Origin of the sequence: Bacteroides pyogenes DSM 20611 = JCM 6294 (assembly GCF_000428105.1) — a bacterium.
Classification (GTDB): domain Bacteria; phylum Bacteroidota; class Bacteroidia; order Bacteroidales; family Bacteroidaceae; genus Bacteroides; species Bacteroides pyogenes.
Genome location: NZ_ATZH01000022.1, coordinates 25,641 through 46,378, shown reverse-complemented (window position 1 = coordinate 46,378; position 20,738 = coordinate 25,641). Strand labels below are relative to the sequence as shown.

The 20,738-nt window shown below is 49.9% G+C and carries 14 protein-coding genes and 4 pseudogenes; 3 read left to right on the top strand and 15 right to left on the bottom strand.

Annotated features, from left to right (window positions below; genetic code table 11):
* Positions 1 to 161: 161 nt before the first annotated feature.
* The 6 genes and pseudogenes from C234_RS15980 to C234_RS15975 form a co-directional block, all read right to left on the bottom strand.
* Positions 162 to 1,867: pseudogene (locus C234_RS15980) on the bottom strand (acyl-CoA dehydrogenase family protein).
* 6 nt (positions 1,868 to 1,873) lie between these two features.
* Positions 1,874 to 2,893: an electron transfer flavoprotein subunit alpha/FixB family protein gene (locus C234_RS0106200; RefSeq protein WP_021645982.1), complete on the bottom strand. Its 1,020-nt coding sequence runs from the start codon at positions 2,891 to 2,893 to the stop codon at positions 1,874 to 1,876.
* A 63-nt stretch (positions 2,894 to 2,956) separates the two neighbouring features.
* Complete coding sequence (locus tag C234_RS0106195; protein ID WP_021645983.1) at positions 2,957 to 3,829, bottom strand: electron transfer flavoprotein subunit beta/FixA family protein; 873 nt, start codon at positions 3,827 to 3,829, stop codon at positions 2,957 to 2,959.
* Between the two features lie 612 nt (positions 3,830 to 4,441).
* Positions 4,442 to 5,626: a C1 family peptidase gene (locus C234_RS0106185; protein WP_027325055.1), complete on the bottom strand. Its 1,185-nt coding sequence runs from the start codon at positions 5,624 to 5,626 to the stop codon at positions 4,442 to 4,444.
* Positions 5,627 to 5,823: 197 nt separating this feature from the next.
* Positions 5,824 to 6,345: a hypothetical protein gene (locus C234_RS0106180; protein ID WP_027325054.1), complete on the bottom strand. Its 522-nt coding sequence runs from the start codon at positions 6,343 to 6,345 to the stop codon at positions 5,824 to 5,826.
* Positions 6,346 to 7,047: 702 nt separating this feature from the next.
* Positions 7,048 to 7,923, bottom strand: a complete 876-nt coding sequence (locus C234_RS15975; RefSeq protein ID WP_051290180.1) for an ATPase — start codon at positions 7,921 to 7,923, stop codon at positions 7,048 to 7,050.
* A 111-nt stretch (positions 7,924 to 8,034) separates the two neighbouring features.
* Here C234_RS15975 and C234_RS0106165 point away from each other — a divergent pair, with 111 nt between their 5' ends.
* On the top strand, positions 8,035 to 8,469 hold the full coding sequence (locus C234_RS0106165; protein WP_027325053.1) for a putative signal transducing protein: 435 nt from the start codon (positions 8,035 to 8,037) through the stop codon (positions 8,467 to 8,469).
* 20 nt (positions 8,470 to 8,489) lie between these two features.
* Positions 8,490 to 9,308 carry an alpha/beta hydrolase gene (locus C234_RS0106160; RefSeq protein WP_027325052.1) on the top strand — a complete coding sequence of 273 codons (819 nt, stop codon included), beginning with the start codon at positions 8,490 to 8,492 and terminating at the stop codon, positions 9,306 to 9,308.
* A 486-nt stretch (positions 9,309 to 9,794) separates the two neighbouring features.
* Here the strand turns inward: C234_RS0106160 and C234_RS15970 are convergent, their stop codons facing one another.
* Positions 9,795 to 11,141 (bottom strand): S41 family peptidase, encoded by a 1,347-nt coding sequence (locus tag C234_RS15970; RefSeq protein WP_081688124.1) that lies wholly within the window; start codon positions 11,139 to 11,141, stop codon positions 9,795 to 9,797.
* A 182-nt stretch (positions 11,142 to 11,323) separates the two neighbouring features.
* Between C234_RS15970 and mnmA the strand changes: the two genes are divergently transcribed.
* Positions 11,324 to 12,397, top strand: a complete 1,074-nt coding sequence (gene mnmA / locus C234_RS0106145) for a tRNA 2-thiouridine(34) synthase MnmA (RefSeq protein ID WP_027325051.1) — start codon at positions 11,324 to 11,326, stop codon at positions 12,395 to 12,397.
* 25 nt (positions 12,398 to 12,422) lie between these two features.
* Here the strand turns inward: mnmA and C234_RS15965 are convergent.
* From C234_RS15965 to C234_RS0106110, 8 genes and pseudogenes are all read right to left on the bottom strand, one after another.
* Positions 12,423 to 13,016: pseudogene (locus tag C234_RS15965) on the bottom strand (GDSL-type esterase/lipase family protein); the annotation flags it as partial.
* Between the two features lie 184 nt (positions 13,017 to 13,200).
* The gene (murQ, locus tag C234_RS0106135) at positions 13,201 to 14,022 is read right to left on the bottom strand and encodes an N-acetylmuramic acid 6-phosphate etherase (RefSeq protein WP_021646002.1); all 822 of its coding nucleotides are present in this window, start codon (positions 14,020 to 14,022) and stop codon (positions 13,201 to 13,203) included.
* Positions 14,023 to 14,040: 18 nt separating this feature from the next.
* On the bottom strand, positions 14,041 to 14,880 hold the full coding sequence (locus tag C234_RS0106130; protein WP_027325050.1) for a BadF/BadG/BcrA/BcrD ATPase family protein: 840 nt from the start codon (positions 14,878 to 14,880) through the stop codon (positions 14,041 to 14,043).
* A 49-nt stretch (positions 14,881 to 14,929) separates the two neighbouring features.
* Positions 14,930 to 16,102, bottom strand: a complete 1,173-nt coding sequence (locus tag C234_RS0106125; protein ID WP_027325049.1) for an acyltransferase family protein — start codon at positions 16,100 to 16,102, stop codon at positions 14,930 to 14,932.
* A 48-nt stretch (positions 16,103 to 16,150) separates the two neighbouring features.
* Positions 16,151 to 17,389 carry an exo-beta-N-acetylmuramidase NamZ family protein gene (locus tag C234_RS0106120; RefSeq protein WP_027325048.1) on the bottom strand — a complete coding sequence of 413 codons (1,239 nt, stop codon included), beginning with the start codon at positions 17,387 to 17,389 and terminating at the stop codon, positions 16,151 to 16,153.
* 52 nt (positions 17,390 to 17,441) lie between these two features.
* Positions 17,442 to 18,152, bottom strand: a pseudogene (locus C234_RS18195) (MFS transporter); the annotation flags it as partial.
* 663 nt (positions 18,153 to 18,815) lie between these two features.
* A pseudogene (locus C234_RS18190) lies at positions 18,816 to 19,331 on the bottom strand (MFS transporter); the annotation flags it as partial.
* 33 nt (positions 19,332 to 19,364) lie between these two features.
* Positions 19,365 to 20,735 carry a SpoIID/LytB domain-containing protein gene (locus C234_RS0106110; protein ID WP_027325046.1) on the bottom strand — a complete coding sequence of 457 codons (1,371 nt, stop codon included), beginning with the start codon at positions 20,733 to 20,735 and terminating at the stop codon, positions 19,365 to 19,367.
* Between the last annotated feature and the right edge of the window lie 3 nt (positions 20,736 to 20,738).

Here is a 20,738-nt window from a genome sequence, read left to right as displayed (position 1 = left end):
AACAGAGGCTCTATCCGCGCCGGATAGAGCCTCTGTTTGCAGTAAACGCAGGCTTTGTTTCAATCATACAGAGCCTGCGTTTTTTTAGTTCCGCGCTTCATTACGTTGCGAAAACCGAAGTTTTTCCGTCAAGCTCGGTTTGCGATAACTCAAACTCCCGGCTATCGTTTGTAGAATGCAAGGTCTTCCTTGTCGAGCCCTTTGATAAATCCGGCATGCTTTTCCACCTCCGCCTCCGCGTAGTTCAGATACACGTGCGCCGATTTGGCAAACAGTTCGGGGGCTTTGCTTGCGTCTTGAATAAGCAGGTGAGCCATGATACAGTCGGCAGCCATCTCCATCAAACGACGGGCGGTGAAGTCGAGTATTTCCTGATCCTGAGTTTCTTTCACGGCGTTCGTGCTTTCCTCAAACTTATCCGCCATCTTCTTCAGGCGTGAAAGCAGCGGCTCCATCTCCGGAGAACACGGAACGGCCTCGTAATCGCGAATCGTGGCGATGTAAGAGCCGTTGGTCACATAGCGTATGGCGGCTACCGTCTGCAACTGCGTGGTACCTTCGTAGATGCTGGTGATGCGTGCGTCGCGGTAGATACGCTGGCAGGCATAATCCATCATGAAACCCGAACCTCCGTGTATCTGGATGCAGTCGTAAGCGTTCTGGTTGGCGTATTCCGAATTCATTCCCTTTGCCAGCGGAGTAAAGCTGTCCGCCAATTTGGCATATTTCTTTTGCTCCTGACGCTCTTCGGGAGTGAGCTTGCGCTCGCGGGCAATATCGTCCAACGCTTTGTAGATGTCTACGTAGCGGGCTGTCTGATACAGCAACGCGCGTCCGGCGTCCAACTTGGCTTTCATGATAGAGAGCATGTCGTAAACGGCAGGGAACTCGATGATGGCTTTGCCGAACTGCTTGCGGTCTTTGGCATAAGCCAACCCTTCGTTGTAGGCAGCCTGACTTAGTCCTACCGACTGTGCGGCAATACCCAAGCGGGCGCCGTTCATCAATGCCATGACGTATTTAATCAAACCGAGTTTCCGTTCGCCGCAAAGTTCGGCGCGGGCGTTCTTGTAGACCAGCTCGCACGTGGGAGAGCCGTGAATGCCCAGCTTATTTTCGATGCGGCGCACATTCACACCCCCTTGGCGCTTGTCGTAGATAAACATCGACAATCCGCGTCCGTCTCTGGTTCCTTCTTCCGAACGGGCCAGAACGAGATGGATGTCGGCGTCGCCGTTGGTGATGAAACGCTTTACGCCGTGAGCAACCAGCAGCCTTCCTTCTCGCTATACGTCGCTTTCAGCATCACCGATTGCAGATCGGAACCGGCGTCGGGCTCCGTCAAGTCCATCGACATGGTTTCTCCTTGGCATACACGCGGAATGAAACGGTTGTGCTGGTCGGTATTCCCGAATTCATACAATGTCTCGATGCAGTCTTGCAGCGACCATATATTGCCGAAACCGGCATCGGCGGCAGCCACTATTTCCGCGCACATCGTGTACGGAGTAATGGGGAAGTTGAGTCCGCCGTATTTGCGCGGCATCGTCATTCCGTTCAGCCCGGCTTTCACCATCGCGTCGAGGTTTTCTTTGGTTCCCGACGCATATTCCACTCTTCCGTTGGCATGGTGCGGCCCTTCGACGTCTACGCCTTCGGCATTGGCAGCAATAATCTCCCCGGTAATCTCTCCGGTGATTTCCAATACCTTATCGTACGAGTCTACTGCATCCTCGTAGTCCAGCGGCGCGTAATCAAATACGTCCTTGTCTCTGTAATTGCGCTCTTTCAGATCGCATATCCGTTTCATCATCGGATTGTTCAAGTGAAACTTGAGTTCCGGTATATCGGTATAAAAATTTGCCATAATCCGTTACTTGCTATTCTGTTTATAATACTTGATCATCTTCGGCACCACCTCTTCGATCGTTCCGTTTATCACATAATCGGCAATCGTGTTGATGGGAGCTTCGGGATCGTTGTTGATGGAAATGATGATTCCGCTTTCCTGCATCCCGGCAATGTGTTGAATCTGTCCGGAGATGCCGCAGGCTATGTAAAGTTTCGGACGCACGGTGACCCCCGTCTGTCCGATTTGGCGGTCGTGTTCCACAAATCCTGCGTCGACGGCCGCACGGCTGGCGCCCACCTCGGCGTTCAGCACTTTCGCCAGTTCGAACAGTAAGTCGAAGTTTTCTTTCGAGCCTACGCCGTATCCGCCCGAAATGATGATGGGAGAGCCCTTCAGGTTGTTCTTCGCTTTCTCCACATGGCGCTCGATAACCTTCACCACATAGTCCGTATCGGCAACAAACTTCTTTACATCGTGGCGGATCACCTCGCCTTTGTAGTCGGCGGCCAGGATTTGCTTCTTCATTACTCCTTCGCGGACGGTCGCCATCTGCGGCCGGTGTTCGGGATTGACGATCGTGGCTACGATGTTCCCGCCGAATGCCGGACGGATTTGATACAGCAGGTTCTTATACACCTTTCCTTCTTTCTTGTCTTCATGGTCGCCGATTTCGAGCGAAGTACAGTCGGCCGTCAGCCCGCTGGTCAAGGCGGAAGACACGCGCGGACCGAGGTCGCGTCCGATTACCGTGGCGCCCATGAGGCAGATCTGCGGCTTTTCTTCTTTAAACAGGTTTACAAGAATGGAAGTGTGCGGAAGGGAAGTGTAAGGGTAAAGCCCTTCGCCGTCGAACACATGGAGTCTGTCCACTCCATAGGGAAGAATTTGCTTTTCGATATCTTTCAGGTCTTTCCCGACAGCCACCGCTTCGAGTTGGCATTTCAGCTGATTGGCCAGTGAGCGGCCCTTTGTCAGGAGTTCGAGGCTGACGTCTGCAACGATGCCTTCCTCTATTTCGCAATATACAAATAAGTTATTCATGTTTTCTTTTTTAAATTGACCGGTTGATTTTAGTTGATGAATCGATTTGCCTGCCGGCAGCTGTCAACCGATGGTATGGTTGGCCAGCAATTCGACAATCAATTCCTCTACGTCACGGTCGCTGCCGCTGATGGTTTTACTCTCTTTCGCTTGGAATACGATGTTTTGAATGCTCTTCACTTTGGTGGGCGAACCGGACAAACCGCATTGGGCGAGGTCGCCGTTCACATCGGCTACGCTCCATTCCACCAGATTCAGATAATCGCGCTTGTCGTACAGATCGGTGTAGTCCAGATTGCCTTGCTGCTTTTCGGTCACCGTTTTGGCATGTTTGTACTTCTGCACCAGTTTGGCGTTTCGCGGGCGGCAGGGAGCTGCCGAACCGTTCACTGTAATCACGATGGGCAACGGGCCTTCTACGGTTTCTACTCCGCCGTCGATATGACGTTTTACGGTGATGCGGTCTTTGGTTACCTTTAATATTTCTTCCGCATAGGTGATTTGTGTCAATCCCAGCTTCTCGGCTACTTGCGGCCCCACCTGAGCCGTGTCTCCGTCGATGGCCTGACGTCCGCCTATGATAATATCGCAATTGCCTATCTTGCGGATGGCAGTTGCCAAAGCGTAAGAAGTAGCCAGTGTGTCGGCGCCGGCAAAAGCGCGGTCGGTCAGTAAGTACCCGTTATCCGCGCCGCGGAAGAGTCCTTCGCGAATGATGTCGGCGGCACGTCCCGGCCCCATCGTTAAAACAGTTACGGTAGACCCCGGGTGAGCGTCCTTCAGTCGAAGCGCTTGTTCCAATGCGTTCAAGTCTTCGGGGTTGAAGATAGCGGGCAGCGCCGCGCGGTTTACAGTTCCGTCGGCTTTCATGGCATCCTTCCCAACGTTTCGTGTGTCGGGAACTTGTTTTGCCAATACAACAATTTTCAAACTCATGTTATTAATTTTAGTATTAGTATTTCTACGAGTTAGCAGCCAGTAGCGTAGTAGTAATTTGTCTTGCTATCTAAACTATCCGGTTAACTATGAGTGTGCAAATTTAGTCAAACACTTGGTTCTGACAAGGAAACCGCCTAAAAAATGCACAAGATTAAGATTTTTGAGCAAAAAGCCTTTCCTTTTTATCTTCCCGCAATCCGTTTCCTTTTCATCGGTAAATGCGTTTCAGACCTTTTCGGAGCTTGCCTTCGGTCTGTCTTTATGAAATAAATATTGGGCGGAAAGTTGCGGAGCAGGCACATGGCTCCAAAGAAATAGAGGGGATGTCGAAGCCCAAGCACAGCGAAGATGAGCTTCTAATCTGAAATTCGGACTATCTTCAGTTGGCATAAAAATAGCCCTATCATTACCTCAACATGAAGTTTGATAGGGCTATTTATAAAGTTTGATAGGGCTATTTATATTTGCCTTTTACAACCCGCAAGTTTTCCGGGTGCTCAGTTTAGTTTTGGCGCATCCTCAATTCTTATGTCTCAATCGTTTTGATTCCCTTTTGCGGAGTACTCTCTTATAGTCTTATAGAAAGAGGGGATAGAAATGCGGAGCGGTTTATCTGATTCCCAACTTCTTGGCTATCTCTTTGGGAAGCGCATCCTTGTGCACGAGGATATTCATCGTCTTGTAAGCCACAAATGCTTTCGAAGCATACCAGATGCCTTTGTATTTGTTGTTTGTTCCCCAAGAGTTCTTTACCATGAAATACTCTTTGCCGTTTTGGTCTTTGGCGATACCGTAGATCAGCATTCCGTGGTCGTCGGTCGTTTCCCAGTTGTCGTAAGCTTCCTGACGCATTTGTTGCGTGATCTCCATTTCCCGCAGCGGTTTGGAAGTAAGTTCTTTGCGCTTGTCGGTAGCGGTCAGCCCTGTCCATCTGGCCATATCCGATCCGGTCAGTTCCGCTCCTTTGTTTGCGTCGGGCATTACGGCGATGCCGTCGCGCGTAAATCCTGTTTCGCTGACATCGCTTCCCCATGCGAATGTATAGCCTTTTCTGACAGCATTGTCCATTACAGCCATCAATTCGTCTATCGGCAGGTTGTACGATAAACCGTTGCGCCAGTTATCCTGAATTTCGAGGGCGAACTGTGTGTAAAAAGGATGATGGGTATACGAAGTCAACGAAACGTAGTCTTCCGCTTTCAGCCCCAATGATTCGGCGAATGTCATCGGCGTGTATTCTTTCCCTTTGTATGTGAATTTCTCGGGGCATTCTCCCAAATAAGTATCGTAAATGGCGCTTAGTCCTTTTTTCCATACGGGCGATAGCTTGGTAAGTTTGCTTTGGGCGATGGCTTTTACGTATCCTTCGGCCACTGCGTCGACTTCATTGTGCACGTGCATCGAATCGCCGTACATGATTCCCGGCATTACCTCCTGCGGAACCAGTCCGTAGTGCTTCATGCAGAACACTACATCGTAAAAGCTTCCGCCCGGAGAGAAGGAGTTATCTCCGTGGTAGCGTACATAGTTCACGCCACGATCTTGCATGGTTTTGTGCACAACGAACATTTCGGATAAATCGTATTCGCCTTTTCCTGTACGCAGCAATTCGGATTCGAGAAATCCCAACCCCGAAAAGCTCCAGCAAGTGCTCGAACGGTTTTGATTTTTGATGGATGTAATGGGGTTTTCTTTCACCGTTGTGAATACAAAACCCTCTTTTTCTTTTGTGTCTTGTGCCATTGCGCTCAAGCCGAGTAAGCCTAAAGTGGCAATAAGAATCGTTTTTTTCATTCTTTTTTATGAGTTTAATGATTAAGTTTGTTTTGCATGCAAAGATAAAAATCCTATCTTGAAATTCATTGTTTTACGTATACATTTGCATGAAAAAAGAATGAATATTGTTTTTTGCGCAGACAATGGCTTACCTTTCCTTGTCTTGAACGCTGTAGAGCAGACCGGAGAGATGATAAACTTTCAACAGAGTATCACTATTCTTCTGTTTGGGTGGTAATGACGTAATCTTCTTTGATAAATTCATCATATACCTTTCTGGGATGATCGAATGAAGCCGTACCGTTTCTTTCTTCGTTGAAATTCGCGCGGCGGAATTGCTTCAGTTTGAGGTTGTCTTCGGCATATTCTCTCAGCTTCTTGTGTTCGCGTCCGTATAGCGAGCTTTCTATCACTTCAGAGTCGAGGAGATTCTCCTTAGGCGTAATGGTAGGCAGAAGCACTTGTTCCAACAATCCCCGATAAGCGCCGTTATATTCGCACCACACCACGTTATTGACCATGTATATCCGATAGACATACTTAGACCATGCTGTTCTGATTTCAATTTCCTTTTCGTAGATTTCGATAACAGCTTCCGAACCGTAGGCTTCATCACGAATGGCTACGGTGGTGCGTCCCTGAAGTTTTTCCCTGATGGTGGTAGCCCATTTGGGCGAGTTCATGATTTCCTCGATAATCTCGGGCAGTTTTTCTTTGATTTCAAATACGATTCTCATAGCGTTTGCCTGCAATCAGGACTTGTTTTACGATTTATCTCTAAGTTTTCCGGGTCCTTTAAAGTTATATAAAATGTTGCAGAAAAACAAAGTTTCGCTTGATTATTCTCTATTTTTACCAAAAATACCTACTTTTTTATCTATTTATCTATGAATGTACGATAAAATGGAAAATGTTTAATGTTTTATCTCGTGTATGGAAACAGCTTAATTATTTATTCCGTTTTCCCTGTATAATTGTTCGTGTCCTACGGGCTATGGATATACCGTGCCGAGTATATATATGCTTACCGTGGTGGCCATATATATACACCATGTGGGTTAGATATCTGCCTTTTTCTTACTGATAAAGTTGCTTTTTCGTTTCGAAAATCGGGCGCGTGTGTGTTATGCTTTCTTTTCCGGTTTTTGCGAACGGCTCATTGTTTGCTTCTAATGCTCCTGCCACCTTGCGTTCGGACTGCATCGTGTTCGTCCTGAGGCTTGCAGGTCCCCGGCAACGTTTTCTTGGGCTTCTGTTTGGGCTACATGATGTTTGCTTAAAAAGCCCGCCGTGTTTTTTTCAAAGCCCGCCGTGTTTGATTTCAAAGCCCGCCGCCTTTTTTTCAAAGCCCGCCGTGTTTGAAAAGAAGTGTCCCGATAGTTCTGATAGTCGTTTGGATTTGTCGGAACCGAAAGTGCGCGAGGTTCGTTCCCCGCGCTTTAAATCCGGGAAACGGACGATTCGAGCGGCAGGCAAACCGATCGGTGAAATTTGATTAAGCCTTCCATCGGGCTTTGAAGCACTTGCCCCATTTGCATGCCCATCGCCTGCACGGCTTCTTCCAGCACGTCCTTGTAGTAAAAAGCGACGGAACCAGTGAAGTGAACCGGCAAGTTACGCCGGTCGTATTGCATCACGTTTCTTTTCAGGAAGTCTTTAAAGCTGTTCAAAACAAGCTGATGCACTTCGGGAACGGCGATGCGGCGGGCAAGGAAAGGAGAGAGGCTTGCCAGAAAACGATTGGGGAAAGGGCGCCGGTAGACGCGGTCGATAATCTCAGCCGGAGTAAGATTGAATTCGTTCAGGAACTCCTCTTTCATCCCCGCAGGCATCTGATTCTTCAGCAGATTGCCTACCAGTAGTTTCCCCAGCACCGCAGCGCTGCCTTCATCGCCCAATATGAATCCTAACGGAGATACGTTTTGTACAATCTCCGTGCCGTCGTAATAGCAGGAGTTCGAACCTGTGCCCATGATGCAGGCTATGCCCGCCCGGTGTCCGCACAGGCTGCGTGCGGCGGCAAGCATGTCGCTGCTCACTTCTATCGAACCCTCCACCTGCAGATGAGCAGTGAGCGCCCGCTTCACAACGTCGATTTTATCGGGGAAAGCGCATCCCGCCCCATAGAAGTGGATGTGCCCGAACCGGCGCTCCGGCAAGTGGGGCAATAAATTCTGTCGTATCTCTTCGCAAATCTCCTCTTCCGACTGGAAGAACGGATTCGTCCCTTGAGTTCTTATCCGTTTTACGATACCTTCATGGTCTACCGCGCACCAGTCGGTTTTGGTAGATCCGCTATCCGCTATTAGAATCATTCTCTTTATGTTATCTCTCTTTTTATTTTTAAATCGTGCAAAGATAATACAAAAAAATCTTTGCGTATGATTTTATATTGTACTTTTGTGAAAACTAACAATCGTATACGTATGAAAACCGTGAAACTGATCACCTGTAACGATGCCATGCAGGCGCATATTCTTCAGGGAGCGCTGAGGAATGAAGGGATTGAATCGCTGCTGCACAACGAAAATTTCTCGACGTTGATGAAAAGTTACATAAGCAATATAGCCGGAGTAGACATTTTCGTGCTCGAAGAAGATTACGACAAAGCCGTACAGGTGTTGAAAGACAACCAAAGCTGGGAAGAAGAGCTGACTTTATGCCCTTATTGCGGCTCGTTGCATATCCGCTTTGTGTTGAAGAAAGGAAAGAAGATACGCGCGTTTGCGGCAGCCGCGCTCTCTTTGCTGTCGCAGGCTCCTCCGGGAAGCAATCATTGGGAGTATGTATGCAATGAGTGCCGGCGGAGGTTCGAGAAGCCCGTGTCCCGGTTCGAATCTTCCGATAAAACGCAGGAATAATAAAATAAAAACATATCAGTATGCATAAGAAAACACTCTTCTTGCTCGTCACTTTTTTGCTTTCGTTGCCCGTCACTTTCGCGGCAAGAGTAGACACGTTGTGGATAAGAAGCGCGTCGATGCAGCGCGATGTTCAGGTAGTGGCGGTCATCCCCGACGTGTCCGGCGGAAAGAAAGCGGTGGCTTGTCCGGTTGTTTACCTGCTTCACGGATACAGCGGAAATGCAAAGAGCTGGATTGCGATTAAGCCCGACCTGCCGAAGATTGCCGATGAAAAAGGAATCATTTTCGTTTGTCCCGACGGAAAGAACAGTTGGTATTGGGACAGTCCGAAGAATCCGTCGTACCGTTACGAAACCTTTGTTTCGTCGGAACTGGTGGAGTATATCGACGCCCATTATGCGACGATACCCCACCGGAAAGCCCGTGCCATCACCGGCTTGAGCATGGGCGGACACGGCGCATTGTGGATTTCCTTCCGGCATAAAGATACCTTCGGCGCAGGCGGAAGCACCAGCGGCGGGGTAGACATACGTATGTTTCCGAGAAATTGGGAAATCTCCAAGCTGTTGGGAGAGTTTGCCGCCAATAAAAAGACGTGGGACGAGCATAGCGTAGTGAATCAAATAGACAGAATAGAAAATGGCGACTTGGCGATAATAATTGATTGCGGCGAGGGAGACTTTTTCTTGAACGTAAATAAAGAGTTGCACGAACGACTGCTGGGACGCAAAATCGACCATGACTTTATCGTGCGTCCGGGAGCACACAATGCCGATTATTGGAGGAACTCCATCGACTATCAGATTCTGTTTTTCGATAAGTTCTTCAGGAAATAGACTTCCGGATCACTGCGGACAAAGCCTTTCTTACATACAAACACTGCACGGCATGGAGGAGTCCTGCCAATTGATGCTGTAAACAGAGCTTCTATTGCATGCAAACACAGCCTCTGCTTGCGGCAAACAGAGCCTCTGCCTGTTGCAAACAGAGCCTCTGTTGCATGAAAGCTAACTTGATGAAAATGGGAATGGACTATCGGATAGCTGTAAACAGAGCTTCTATTGCATGCAAACACAGCCTCTGCCTGTTGCAAACAGAGCCTCTGTTGCATGAAAGCTAACTTGATGAAAATGGGAATGGACTATCGGATAGCTGTAAACAGAGCTTCTATTGCATGCAAACACAGCCTCTGCTTGCGGCAAACAGAGCCTCTGTGATGAGGAAATGAACCCTTTGTCATGTGACAGGTTCCATTCTCGTTGTGCACGGATGAAGCATTCGCTCCGCCACCGCGCACATACGTCTTGCTCCGCTCTCCGGCTTTATTTTTCTTCTTTGGGGGGCGGATAGTTGCCCGCCAGCGTTTCGAGGGCTATGTTCAACAACCGCTCTTCGGGATTGCCGAAAGGCAGATAGCGGCTGTAGTCCGTCTTTCCGTCTATCGAGGTTTCGCTTATGACGAAGTCGCTTGCGGGAGAGATGGGACCGTATGTGGTCTTTTTATCGGGACGGTATATGGCGCACACCACCGGGTTGACAGCCCACCTGAGTTCTTCGTTGGCGAATGATTCGGTAGCCATGTTCTGCCCTTTCGTCGCGCTCCCTATGGTGATGATGGCAGGGACTTCGTTTTCCCGGTAAAGACCGCTGATCAACATTTCCGCCATTCCGGCCGTCTCTCCGCTTGTAATGACGAACAACAACTGTTGGTTGAGGTTGACGCCGCCCTTCAGCACTTCACGGTCGAGGGTGATTTCGCGGTTCTTCTCCGACTGCTTGTCGCTGTATTCCAGATAAGCCATCGACGTCCCCAAGCGTGATTCGGGAGCCAGAATCGTTCCCAGCAACTGTACGCAATCTGGCGTTCCACCCGTGTTGTGGCGGAGGTCGAGGATGGTTGCCTTCACTTCCGCTTCCCGGAATTCGCGCGAGATCTTCCGCAACAGATCGTTATACTTTTGCGGTTCGGCTTTTGTTCCGGCGGTAAAACTGTTGTACATCAGGTAGCCTACCTTGCCTACCGACGCCACCGTGAGTATTTTGTACGCATGCACGGGGTTGTCTTCCACCGTTTCGGCAGCCCCCAGCCTGACTGTTTTTCCGTTCGGCGCAACCTTCCATACCTTTACAGGCTCCGTTCCTTCTTCCGCTTCCGGCGTTACCTCTTGCCACGATCCCATCGTCAGGTCCATCGCACGGGTGCCCTGCAGCAACTCCTCCTCCTCTTTCTTGGTGATGTGCCGCCCGTCTGCCTGCATGATCCAGTTGCCTCGTTGCAGTCCGGCGCGTTCGGCGGGAGAGCCCGGAATCACGTAAGTCACCAATGCGTTGTAGTTCGTTTCCGAATCGGCGTCTTTTACGAGCGAATATTTGAACCCGTAAGTGGGAGCCGGTGCATCCCGCAGCTCATTTACGAACGAATACTTATCTTTCTCCGATTTGATTTTGGTCAGAAACACTGCCGGGTCGAGAAACGGGTTTACCTCCTTGTAAGAAGGCAGCTCTTGATACCACAAATAGTGCTCCTGCATGATGCGATGCATCCATGTGTCTACCGCAGTTTCCTCCTCGTACTCCTTCCAACGGTCTTCTCCGCAGGAAGAGAAAATGCCGGCGCACACCGCCGCCAGAGCGGGCAAAAGAAATATCTTTCTAATAATTGTCGTCATAAAAACAGCTTTTTACTTCGCAAATGTAGGAAATACTTTCCTCATCTACCATATTTATGGTATAAAATTGGCCCGATTGTGCCATTGCGTGCACGAAGCTTTTGCTCTATCTTTGCATCCGCTTATAAGGTCGCGGATGCGAGCCGGATGCTTATTGAGCGGATAATATAATAATTAGTTTTGTGAATATTGCAGCATTATTGTCCGGAGGTGTCGACAGTTCGGTTGTCGTGCACCTCCTTTGCGAGCACGGGTATAAGCCTGCTCTTTTCTATATAAAAATCGGGATGGACGGCGCGGCGCATATGGATTGCCCCGCCGAAGAAGACATCGAGCTTGCCACAGCCACCGCCCGCAAGTACGGGCTGCCGCTCGAAATCGTGGATCTGCACCGCGAGTATTGGGACAATGTGGCGGCTTATGCCATCGACAAGATACGCAAAGGGCTGACACCCAACCCCGATGTGATGTGCAACAAGCTCATCAAGTTCGGGTGTTTCGAGCAGCGCGTGGGCAGGCATTTCGATTTCACCGCCACGGGACATTACGCTTCCACCGTCGAACTGGAGGGGAAAACTTGGCTGGCTACCGCCAAAGATGCGTTGAAAGACCAGACCGACTTCTTGGCGCAGATCGATTATCTGCAAGTCTCCAAACTGATGTTTCCCCTCGGCGGACTGATGAAGCGGGAGGTGAGGGAGATTGCGTCGAAAGCCGGACTGCCCGCCGCCAAAAGGAAAGACAGTCAGGGGATTTGCTTCTTGGGAAAGGTGAACTACAATGATTTCGTCCGCCGTTTCCTTGGCGAAAAGCAGGGGGCGATCGTGGAATATGAGTCGGGAAAGCGGATCGGAACCCATCTGGGTTACTGGTTCCACACCATCGGACAGCGGAAAGGGCTCGGATTGAGCGGCGGCCCGTGGTTTGTGGTGAAGAAAGATATCGAAGAAAACGTGGTGTACGTATCGCGAGGCTATGGAGTGGAGACGCAATACGGCAATGAATTCGTCATGAACGGCTTCCATTTCATTACGGACAATCCTTGGGGCGCGGCGGAGAATGGGGCGGAAGTCACCTTTAAGATACGCCATACACCTGAGTTTACGTGTGGAAAGCTTTTTCGCGAAGGCGAAAACCGCTTCCGCATCCTGTCGTCCGAAAAGTTGCAAGGCATCGCTCCGGGACAGTTCGGGGTGGTTTACGACCGTGAATCGAAGATTTGTATAGGAAGCGGAGAGATCTGCCGCAATGCCTGATGTTGCGGCAGACCGTCTCCGTCCGTCACCATACCCTTTTTAGTCTTTTTACCCAGATGGCGTATCCTTCCTCGTTCAGATGCAGGCCGTCGTTGGTCAGCTCCTTCCGCAGTATGTTCGTTCCCTTTTCGATGAAACGCGGGAAAAGGTCGACGTACGTAATCTTCTTTTCTTTTGCCAACGCGCGCAGCTTGGCATTGATGGCGGGAATCGTGTCCGTCTTTCCCGTCATTCGCTTGTAGCGTCCGAAACTTTCGTTTATGGGCAGAAGGCTTTGCAGGTAGAGTTTTGTGCCGGGCGACTCCCTGCGGATGCGCTCTACCGTCATGCGAATCATGCCGGCAATGCTGTCGGCGGTCAGATCGTGCGATACATCGTTTACACCGATGAGCAGAAACAGCCGGGCAGGCTTTCCGGGCAATATCTGATGCAGGCGGTCGTATACTCCCATCACCTCGTCTCCGATGATTCCGCGGTTTATCACATGCTTTCTGCCGAGTCTCGCCGACCAGTCTCCGCCGTTTTCCGTCAGGCTGTTGCCCAGCATCACGATGTCTTTCGACGTTACGGGAGGCTCGTCCGCAAATTGGCGGTACCGCGCGTAATAGTGATCGGTGTACTTACCGGCAACTTGTCCGCTGTCGGCGCCGCATTTCGCCTGCTCGTGCGATGTTTTCCCCGAAGACTGCGCGGCGGCTGTCTGTAAGGTTATCGAGAGCAGAAAAACAGATAGAATCGTTTTCATTTTCCGTGAGTTTATAGATGTGTTCCGGCTGATGAATGAGCGGAAAGCCGGATGCCTGTTATCGCCTTCCTTCGTTGTAAGCATCTGTCGCCTTTTTTACCGAACCGTGCATCAGCAGCAATGCTTTGGCTTTGCCGTAATCCAGTCCGAGTTCTTCCACCAGCATGCGCGTGCCCCGGTCTACGAGTTTCTTATTGCTTAGTTGCATGTTCACCATCTTGTTGCCTTTCACACGCCCCAACCGGATCATTACCGAAGTGGTGATCATGTTCAGAATCATCTTCTGTCCCGTACCCGACTTCATGCGCGAACTCCCCGTCACATACTCCGGGCCTACGATCATTTCAATCGGTATGTCCGCCTCGGCCGCCATCGGCGAATCGGGATTGCTGGTGATGCAGGCGGTCAGAATACCGTGCTCGCGGGCCTCGTGCAGTGCGCCGATGACGTAGGGCGTTGTGCCCGAAGCGGCGATTCCGATGACCGTATCTTTGTCGGTGACGTTGTTTTCGATCAGTTCCTCCCATCCGCGGTGAATATCATCTTCCGCGTTTTCCACCGGATTGCGGAGGGCTGTGTCTCCGCCCGCGATGAGTCCGATCACCAGCGTAGGAGGCATGCCGAAGGTAGGCGGAATCTCCGACGCGTCGAGCACGCCGAGCCTTCCGCTCGTTCCTGCGCCCATGTAAAAGATACGCCCGCCTTGTTTCATGCGCGGCACAATCCGGTTCACCAGTTTCTCTATTTGCGGAATCACCTTCTCGACAGCCAACGCCACCTTACGGTCTTCTGCGTTGATGTCTTCCAGTATCTCCCGGACAGACTTCTTGTCTAAGTCGTTGTAGAGCGAAGGTTGCTCTGAAATCTTTATAAAAGCCATAATTCTTGTTGTTGCCAGTTATGATTTATGATACCGTATAAGTCCTTCCATAGGACTTTGGATGATTGTTCCCATGCGGATTCCCTTCTCTTCGGCGGCCTCTTCCAGCACCTCTTTGTAGTGATAGGCTACCGACCCTACGAAATGTACCTTATGCTTTTGATATTCGTATTGCATCACATTCCGCTCCAGAAAATCCTTGAAACTCTCCAGCACAAGCCTGTGGATGGCCGGTTCCCGGATGTTTTGCGCCAGAAAGGGGGATAAGCTTGCCAGGAAACGGTTGGGGAAAGGCTTGCGGTATACATTGTCGATAATTGTCGCCGGGGTCAGGTCGAATTGTTTGAGGAATTTATCTTTCAGTTCCCGGCTTATCTGATTCTTCAGGATATCGCCTACAAGCCGTTTCCCCAGATAAGCTCCGCTGCCCTCGTCGCCCAGTATGAATCCCAAAGGAGAAACGTTGTTCGCGATTTTCCTGCCGTCGTAGTAGCAGGAATTCGAACCGGTTCCCATGATACATGCGATTCCCGCTTCGTGTCCGCAAAGGGCGCGCGCGGCGGCGAGCATATCGGTGCATACTTCTATATCCCGCTTCACCCGAAGGTGGCGGCCGACGGCCCGGCGCACCATCTCGATTTTGTCGGGAAACGCACAACCTGCGCCATAGAAATAAACGGCGTCCAATTCATTGGTTTGCAACTGAGGAAGAAGAGCGGTCGCAATTTCATCGCCGATTTCTTCTTCCGTCTGAAAGAACGGATTGGTGCCTTTCGTGCAAATCCGTTGCAGGGCTTTTCCATGCTCTGCGACGCACCAATCTGTTTTGGTAGATCCGCTGTCTGCTATTAATATCATGTAATTGTTTTATATTAAAGTTCGGGCTTCTGTATGAAAGCCGTTTGGTTTATATTTTGATGTAAATTTTTCTTTTATAAAGTTGGTAGCCGATGCACCAGTTGAAGACTATGAATATCACCGCAAAAGCGAATGATCCTCCGGTTTCTCCGAATACCGGCATGAGCATTTCCTGATACATAAACCGGCGTATACTCATCATTTCGCCCACATACGGAATCCGGATGCTTCCGGTGAGGATGCTTAACACGCCGCCCAACACGTACATAAATAGCGGGTTGACGCCGAATGCTTCGAAAAAGAGGCTCCACTTCTTATGTCCTTTCACGTCGATGATCCAAGTGAGTAGCGCCAGCAAGCTGGAGGCGAGACCGCATGTGGTGAGGACGAATGTAGGCGACCATATCTTTTTGTTGACGGGGCAGCCATAGCTTAGCAAAAGCCCTGAGAAAGTAAGAATGGTACCTGCAATGAACAGGGTATTGATTATATCTTTATGCTCTTTGTGGGTCTCTTTGTTGAAAATGATACGTCCTACGCAAAATCCCAGCAGTACGTGCGCGATGGAGGGGATGGTGCTTAGAATGCCTTCAGGGTCTATCCCGTTGTCGTTGTACATGTGCGCCGGCGTAAGAACGGAACGGTCGACGACAGAAAGTATGTTCGTCTCATCATACGCGAACCCGTTTCCCGCCATCAGCAACAGGAAATATCCGGTTAGTAAAGCGGCAATCAAATACGGTATATAACGGTGCTTCACGGTTAGCGCGACGATTGAAGCGGCTCCGTAGCAAACCGCCAGACGTTGCATGACACCGGATATGCGTATGCGGTCGAAAGTCCATACCGCGTTCCAAAGCTTTTCGCCGAAGCTGAGCCCGTCCGGCGCCGACGGCCAATAGTAGCAGAATTTAGAGAACCATCCGATGGCGATGCCTATTAAAAAGATTACCAAAGTTCGCCTGAGTATTTTCATTCCGGCAGCGCGGCTGAATTGAAAATCGTACTTCTTCAGTGAGATATAGGTCGATATCCCCATGATGAACATGAAGAACGGAAAGACCAGATCGGTGGGAGTGAGCCCGTTCCATTCGGCATGTCGCAAAGGAGCATAGATGTGAGACCATGTTCCGGGATTGTTTACCATGATCATTCCTGCGATTGTAATGCCTCGCAGGATGTCGAGCGAAAGAATCCGTTGGCTTGTATGGGAAGTTTTCATGAGTCTTGTTTCATTTTACGCATCCGGAATCATCCGGTCGCTTACGGTTTATTTATACAAATAATACTTCTTGGATAATTTGCGGAAATCCTCCACATCCTTGTACCAGTAATCGCGGATATCTTCCCAACGGTTGCGCTTCGAGAAGCGTTCGCGTATCTGTTTCGACCCGCTGACAAGGTCGAACATGCGGAACCGTCCTTTATCGGCATGGTCGAATATGGCACGGTCGGGGTAAAGAGCCGCCGCTTCCTGCATGACGAGGAACTGTATCTCGCTTAGCGGAGCTTTTTTGAAGTCCGTGATATGCACTTGTACACCTTGTAAATGTTCACCCTTGCCTATGGAATAGAACGGTTTGATGTGTATGGGGCGGAACACAACGCCGGGAACGTTGAGGCCGTTCAGCCTCTTTGCCAGTTTCTCCGCCTCTATCCATGCAGCCGCGAACATCTGGAAAGGAATGGTATAGCCTACGCCGATCGACATGTATTGCAGTTCTCCCAGAATGCCGCTCACGGGATAGAAGAATGCGGAGTGAGGGTGGGGGATATGCGGTGAAGAAGGTACCCATTGCAATCCCGTCTGCCTGTAATCCATTTTGCGTTTCCACCCTTTCATCTTAACCACATGCAGTTTGCATTGCTTCTTGTCTTTCAGCATCCGTTCGCCGTTCAGCATCAGAGCCAGCTCGCCGGCTGTCAGACCGTAGAGATAAGGTATCTTGAACTGGCTGACAAAGGAGACGCAGTCGTCTTCCGTGAGGTTGCCTTCTATTTTTATTCCGCCCAACGGATTGGGGCGGTCCAGTACCACAAATTCTTTTCCGTTTTCTGCAGCGGCTTCCATAGCCAGTCCCATCGTACTGATATAAGTAAAGGAGCGGCAGCCTATATCCTGAATGTCATATACCAGCACATCGATGTCTTTCAGCATCTCCGGAGCGGGCTTGCGGGTTTTTCCATAGAGAGAATACACCGGAAGCCCTGTGGCGGCGTCCTTCATATCCTCTACTTTATCTCCGGCATGCACGTCTCCCCGCACACCGTGTTCGGGGCCGTACAAGGCGACGAGGTCGACATTGGGAGCTTGATGAAGAATGTCGATGGTCGATTTCATCCGGTTGTCGACTCCCGTAGGATTGGTGATCAATCCTACCCGTTTGCCTTCCAGACATTTGAACTGTTCTCTCTTCAAGACTTCTATTCCGGTTTTTACCGTTATTTTCTGTGCCTGAATATTGCCGTATAAGGTAAGCGACAAACAGATAAGAAATACTTTTTTCATCATGACTTTATTCTTTATAATTGGTTGTAAACACACAGAAACACATCTTCTTTTATTGTTCTTTTTTCTTTCCGAAGTTCGGGTCGATGCGTATGAACGCGCATACTGCAATGGTGGCTATGCAGCATATCATCGTCCACACAAAGAAATGGCGGTATCCGATTGTTTCCTGAAGCCAGCCCGCAGCCATGCCCGGAAGCATCATTCCCAGCGCCATAAAGCCGGTACAGATGGCGTAATGGGCCGTTTTGTGCTCTCCTTCGGAGAAATAAATCAGGTATAGCATATACGCGGTGAAACCGAAACCGTAACCGAACTGCTCGATGAACACGCAGATGTTGATGGTCAGCAATGAATGGTCTTGGACATAGCTCAAATAAACAAATGTCAGACAGGTGAGCGACATGCTCCATGCCATCGGCCATAACCATTTCTTAAGCCCTCCTTTGGCGGCGACGATTCCTCCGATGATTCCTCCCAGCGTCAGTCCGATGATGCCGATCGTTCCATAGACAAAGCCGACCTGCCCGGTAGTCAATCCCAGTCCTCCTTTATCTACCGGGTCGAGAAGGAAAGGATTGATCAGCTTCACCAATTGCGCTTCGGGCAGGCGGTACAACAGCATGAAAAGAATGGCTGTAAACGCTTGCTTCTTGGTAAAGAAAGTTTTGAAGGTTTCGAAAAACTCTTTCATGATATTTCGCGCGCTGATATCCGCCGCCGCATGGTCGGATGCCGGTTTCGGCAAAACCCAGTTGTGGTAAACACTGACCAGGAAGAAGAAGACCGACAAGGAGATGAATACCATGAGCCAGGCAAACGGTATATTCCCGGAGGCGCCTTCGAATGTGGCGCTTGTGGCCGACTGTATTTTATGATCGATATGGAAAAGCAGATAAGCCGGCTTGTTCCAATTGGCTTCGGTGAATTCAAAGCGGGTGGCAAGCTTGTTCTGCTCCAGCCTGATGCTTTGGTCTCCTTCTTTAAAGGTAACGTTCAGCACCTTCGTCTCATCGGCTGCCGGTTTTTTGTTCAGACGTACGCCTACAACCACCACATTGTTGATCTGTTCTTTGGCGGTTTCCCGTTTTTCTCCGAACACATCCCGCACCCATGCCGTAAATCCGCTCTCTTGGGGAGCGTCTGTTCCTTTTACTTTTTCAGCGCCCGATGTCCGTTCTTTCTCGGCGGGCACAAATTTGTTGGCGATGTTCCACTCTCTGACTTGCTTTTCCAGCTCCGCTATTTGCGTTTTTATTGCTGTCGGGTCGTCGCTTTCGGGCATTACTCCTGCTTTCACGATGGGAGAAGTATAGACGAACCGCATTTCATCACCGGCATTTATCTCTGTTTCCTCAAATGTCGGCAAAGTGAGGGTATGCGTATAAGCAGGAGAGGCTTCTATCTGTAGCATGGCGGGCGATAAGCCGGTTCCGGTTTCGATGAGTCCTGCTATGATAACCAGCAATCCTTGTCCCGCTACGGTGGCGATGCGGTAGAACGTGCTTCGGATTCCCACATACAACGACTGTTCGTGTTCGGTCAGTGCGTGCATATAAAAACCGTCGGCGGCGATGTCATGCGTGGCGGAAGTAAAACCTACAATCCAGAATACCGCCAATGTCAACTGGAAAAAGAAAGAAGTCGGTATGCAGAAAGCTATTCCCGCAAGTGCGAAAGCCAATATCCATTGCATGGTAAGCGTCCACCAGCGTTTGGTTTTAATGAGGTCGACAAACGGACTCCAAAAGGGTTTGATAACCCATGGCAGATAAAGCCATCCGGTGTATAGCGCAATGTCGGTATTGGATATGCCTAAGCGTTTATACATGATTACGGAGATTGTCATCACGGCGACGTAAGGCAGTCCCTGAGCAAAGTATAACGTCGGTATCCATGCCCACGGACTGGTTTTCTTTTCTTGTTTGTTCACGATATTCATGATTTTGTTCTTTGTCTGATTACAGGATATTCTTTATTTGTATCTTCGGTCTATTTGGGCACCTATATAATAATGGAGCAGGATGGCGTCGTACCCGTACCCTTTTTCTCCCATAACGGCGGCTCCTATCTGGCATAAGCCGACCCCGTGCCCCCATCCTGCGCCCGTGAGAGTGAAGCGGGCGGGTATGCCTTCTGCCGACACATTCTCTTTGTCGACCACAAAAGCGGAACTGTAAAGATGCGAAGAAGAGAGCGTGCGTCTTATCTCCAGTTCTTTGCCGATAGTCAATGTCTTTTTAGTTCCTGCGATTTTCAGCTTCCAGAGCCGTCCGCTTGTGCCTCGCGCCACGGGAACAAGATCGATGATTTGTCCGTAGTCGATGCCCGAACGCTCTTTGATTAGTGCCGACAACTCTTCTTGTGTGTAGGAAACCTGCCATCGGTAAAAGTCGGTGGTCTCCTGATCGTAGTTGTTGAGTACCTGCGACAATATTTTTTTGTCTGTGGTATGGCAGAAAGCCTGAGGAGAAGTGCGAATCCAGCGGTCGGCTTCTTCCTCGATTCTCAAATCGGGGAGCGGTTGGTTCACCGCCGGCGTGCTGTCCGTTGCCCAGTCTCTCTGTTTTGCCAGATAGGGATGTTCCGCGTCTTCCCAGCAATAACGAAACTCTTCGAACGCGCCTCCGCAGCATTTGGAGAATCGGGCGTCGCATATCTTGCGGTTGTAGGTCAGCACTTCCCCGCGAGTTGCCGCAATGGCTTGCCTGACCTTCTCCGTAGAAGCGCGGGTAATCCCCTGATATCGCTGGCAATGATCGTCGGCGCATACATCGAACAATGTATGGTCTTTATGGTCGTACCACCGGATGTGTTCTTCGTCGGTTTGCACGAACTCCGAATGATTGTTTTCCGTCGGCTTATGATCGGCCTTGCTTCTTTCTATTTGGGCCAACAGCCAGCTGCGCGAGATTACCGCGTGTGCTTTGAGCAGTTCGAGCGATGCTGTCGCACTCATTTCGCTGGAGATTACGCTCGTCAGGTAATCCTCTACCTTAACGATGTTGACGGCTGTCAGATGTTCTCCTTCCGTTATCAGCTTCAGCGCTCCTGAGAAACGTTGGTTCTCCTTACGCTCCCAGTGGAAGTTGATACCGATTGTCACATCCAGCAGTTCGAACGAATCTTTCTCCGGGTTTTGCGGCTCAAACCGTAGTTCGTCGAAGTATTGTCCGTTCCACAAAACTTTCCCTTTGTCATAGACAGCTGTTTGTTTCCCTTCTGCAAAAGATATGTTTTGACGGTGTTCCGATCCTTCCCGTCCCTTCATTGCGAAGTTGCCGGAAAGAACAAACTCAATCTTCGGATTGAACAAAACACCCACCTCTACTTTCGGTTCTTCCATAAT

What these genes read in the sequence shown, in the direction of transcription:
- murQ (WP_021646002.1), bottom strand. Translation starts at nt 14,022, where the DNA reads ATGGCTTTTATAAAGATTTCAGAGCAACCTTCGCTCTACAACGACTTA.
- C234_RS0106195 (WP_021645983.1), bottom strand. Translation starts at nt 3,829, where the DNA reads ATGAGTTTGAAAATTGTTGTATTGGCAAAACAAGTTCCCGACACACGA.
- C234_RS15970 (WP_081688124.1), bottom strand. Translation starts at nt 11,141, where the DNA reads ATGACGACAATTATTAGAAAGATATTTCTTTTGCCCGCTCTGGCGGCG.
- C234_RS0106125 (WP_027325049.1), bottom strand. Translation starts at nt 16,102, where the DNA reads ATGAAAACTTCCCATACAAGCCAACGGATTCTTTCGCTCGACATCCTG.
- C234_RS0106110 (WP_027325046.1), bottom strand. Translation starts at nt 20,735, where the DNA reads ATGGAAGAACCGAAAGTAGAGGTGGGTGTTTTGTTCAATCCGAAGATT.
- C234_RS15975 (WP_051290180.1), bottom strand. Translation starts at nt 7,923, where the DNA reads ATGATTCTAATAGCGGATAGCGGATCTACCAAAACCGACTGGTGCGCG.
- C234_RS0106130 (WP_027325050.1), bottom strand. Translation starts at nt 14,880, where the DNA reads ATGATATTAATAGCAGACAGCGGATCTACCAAAACAGATTGGTGCGTC.
- C234_RS0106160 (WP_027325052.1), top strand. Translation starts at nt 8,490, where the DNA reads ATGCATAAGAAAACACTCTTCTTGCTCGTCACTTTTTTGCTTTCGTTG.
- C234_RS0106200 (WP_021645982.1), bottom strand. Translation starts at nt 2,893, where the DNA reads ATGAATAACTTATTTGTATATTGCGAAATAGAGGAAGGCATCGTTGCA.
- C234_RS0106120 (WP_027325048.1), bottom strand. Translation starts at nt 17,389, where the DNA reads ATGAAAAAAGTATTTCTTATCTGTTTGTCGCTTACCTTATACGGCAAT.
- C234_RS0106185 (WP_027325055.1), bottom strand. Translation starts at nt 5,626, where the DNA reads ATGAAAAAAACGATTCTTATTGCCACTTTAGGCTTACTCGGCTTGAGC.
- C234_RS0106180 (WP_027325054.1), bottom strand. Translation starts at nt 6,345, where the DNA reads ATGAGAATCGTATTTGAAATCAAAGAAAAACTGCCCGAGATTATCGAG.
- C234_RS0106165 (WP_027325053.1), top strand. Translation starts at nt 8,035, where the DNA reads ATGAAAACCGTGAAACTGATCACCTGTAACGATGCCATGCAGGCGCAT.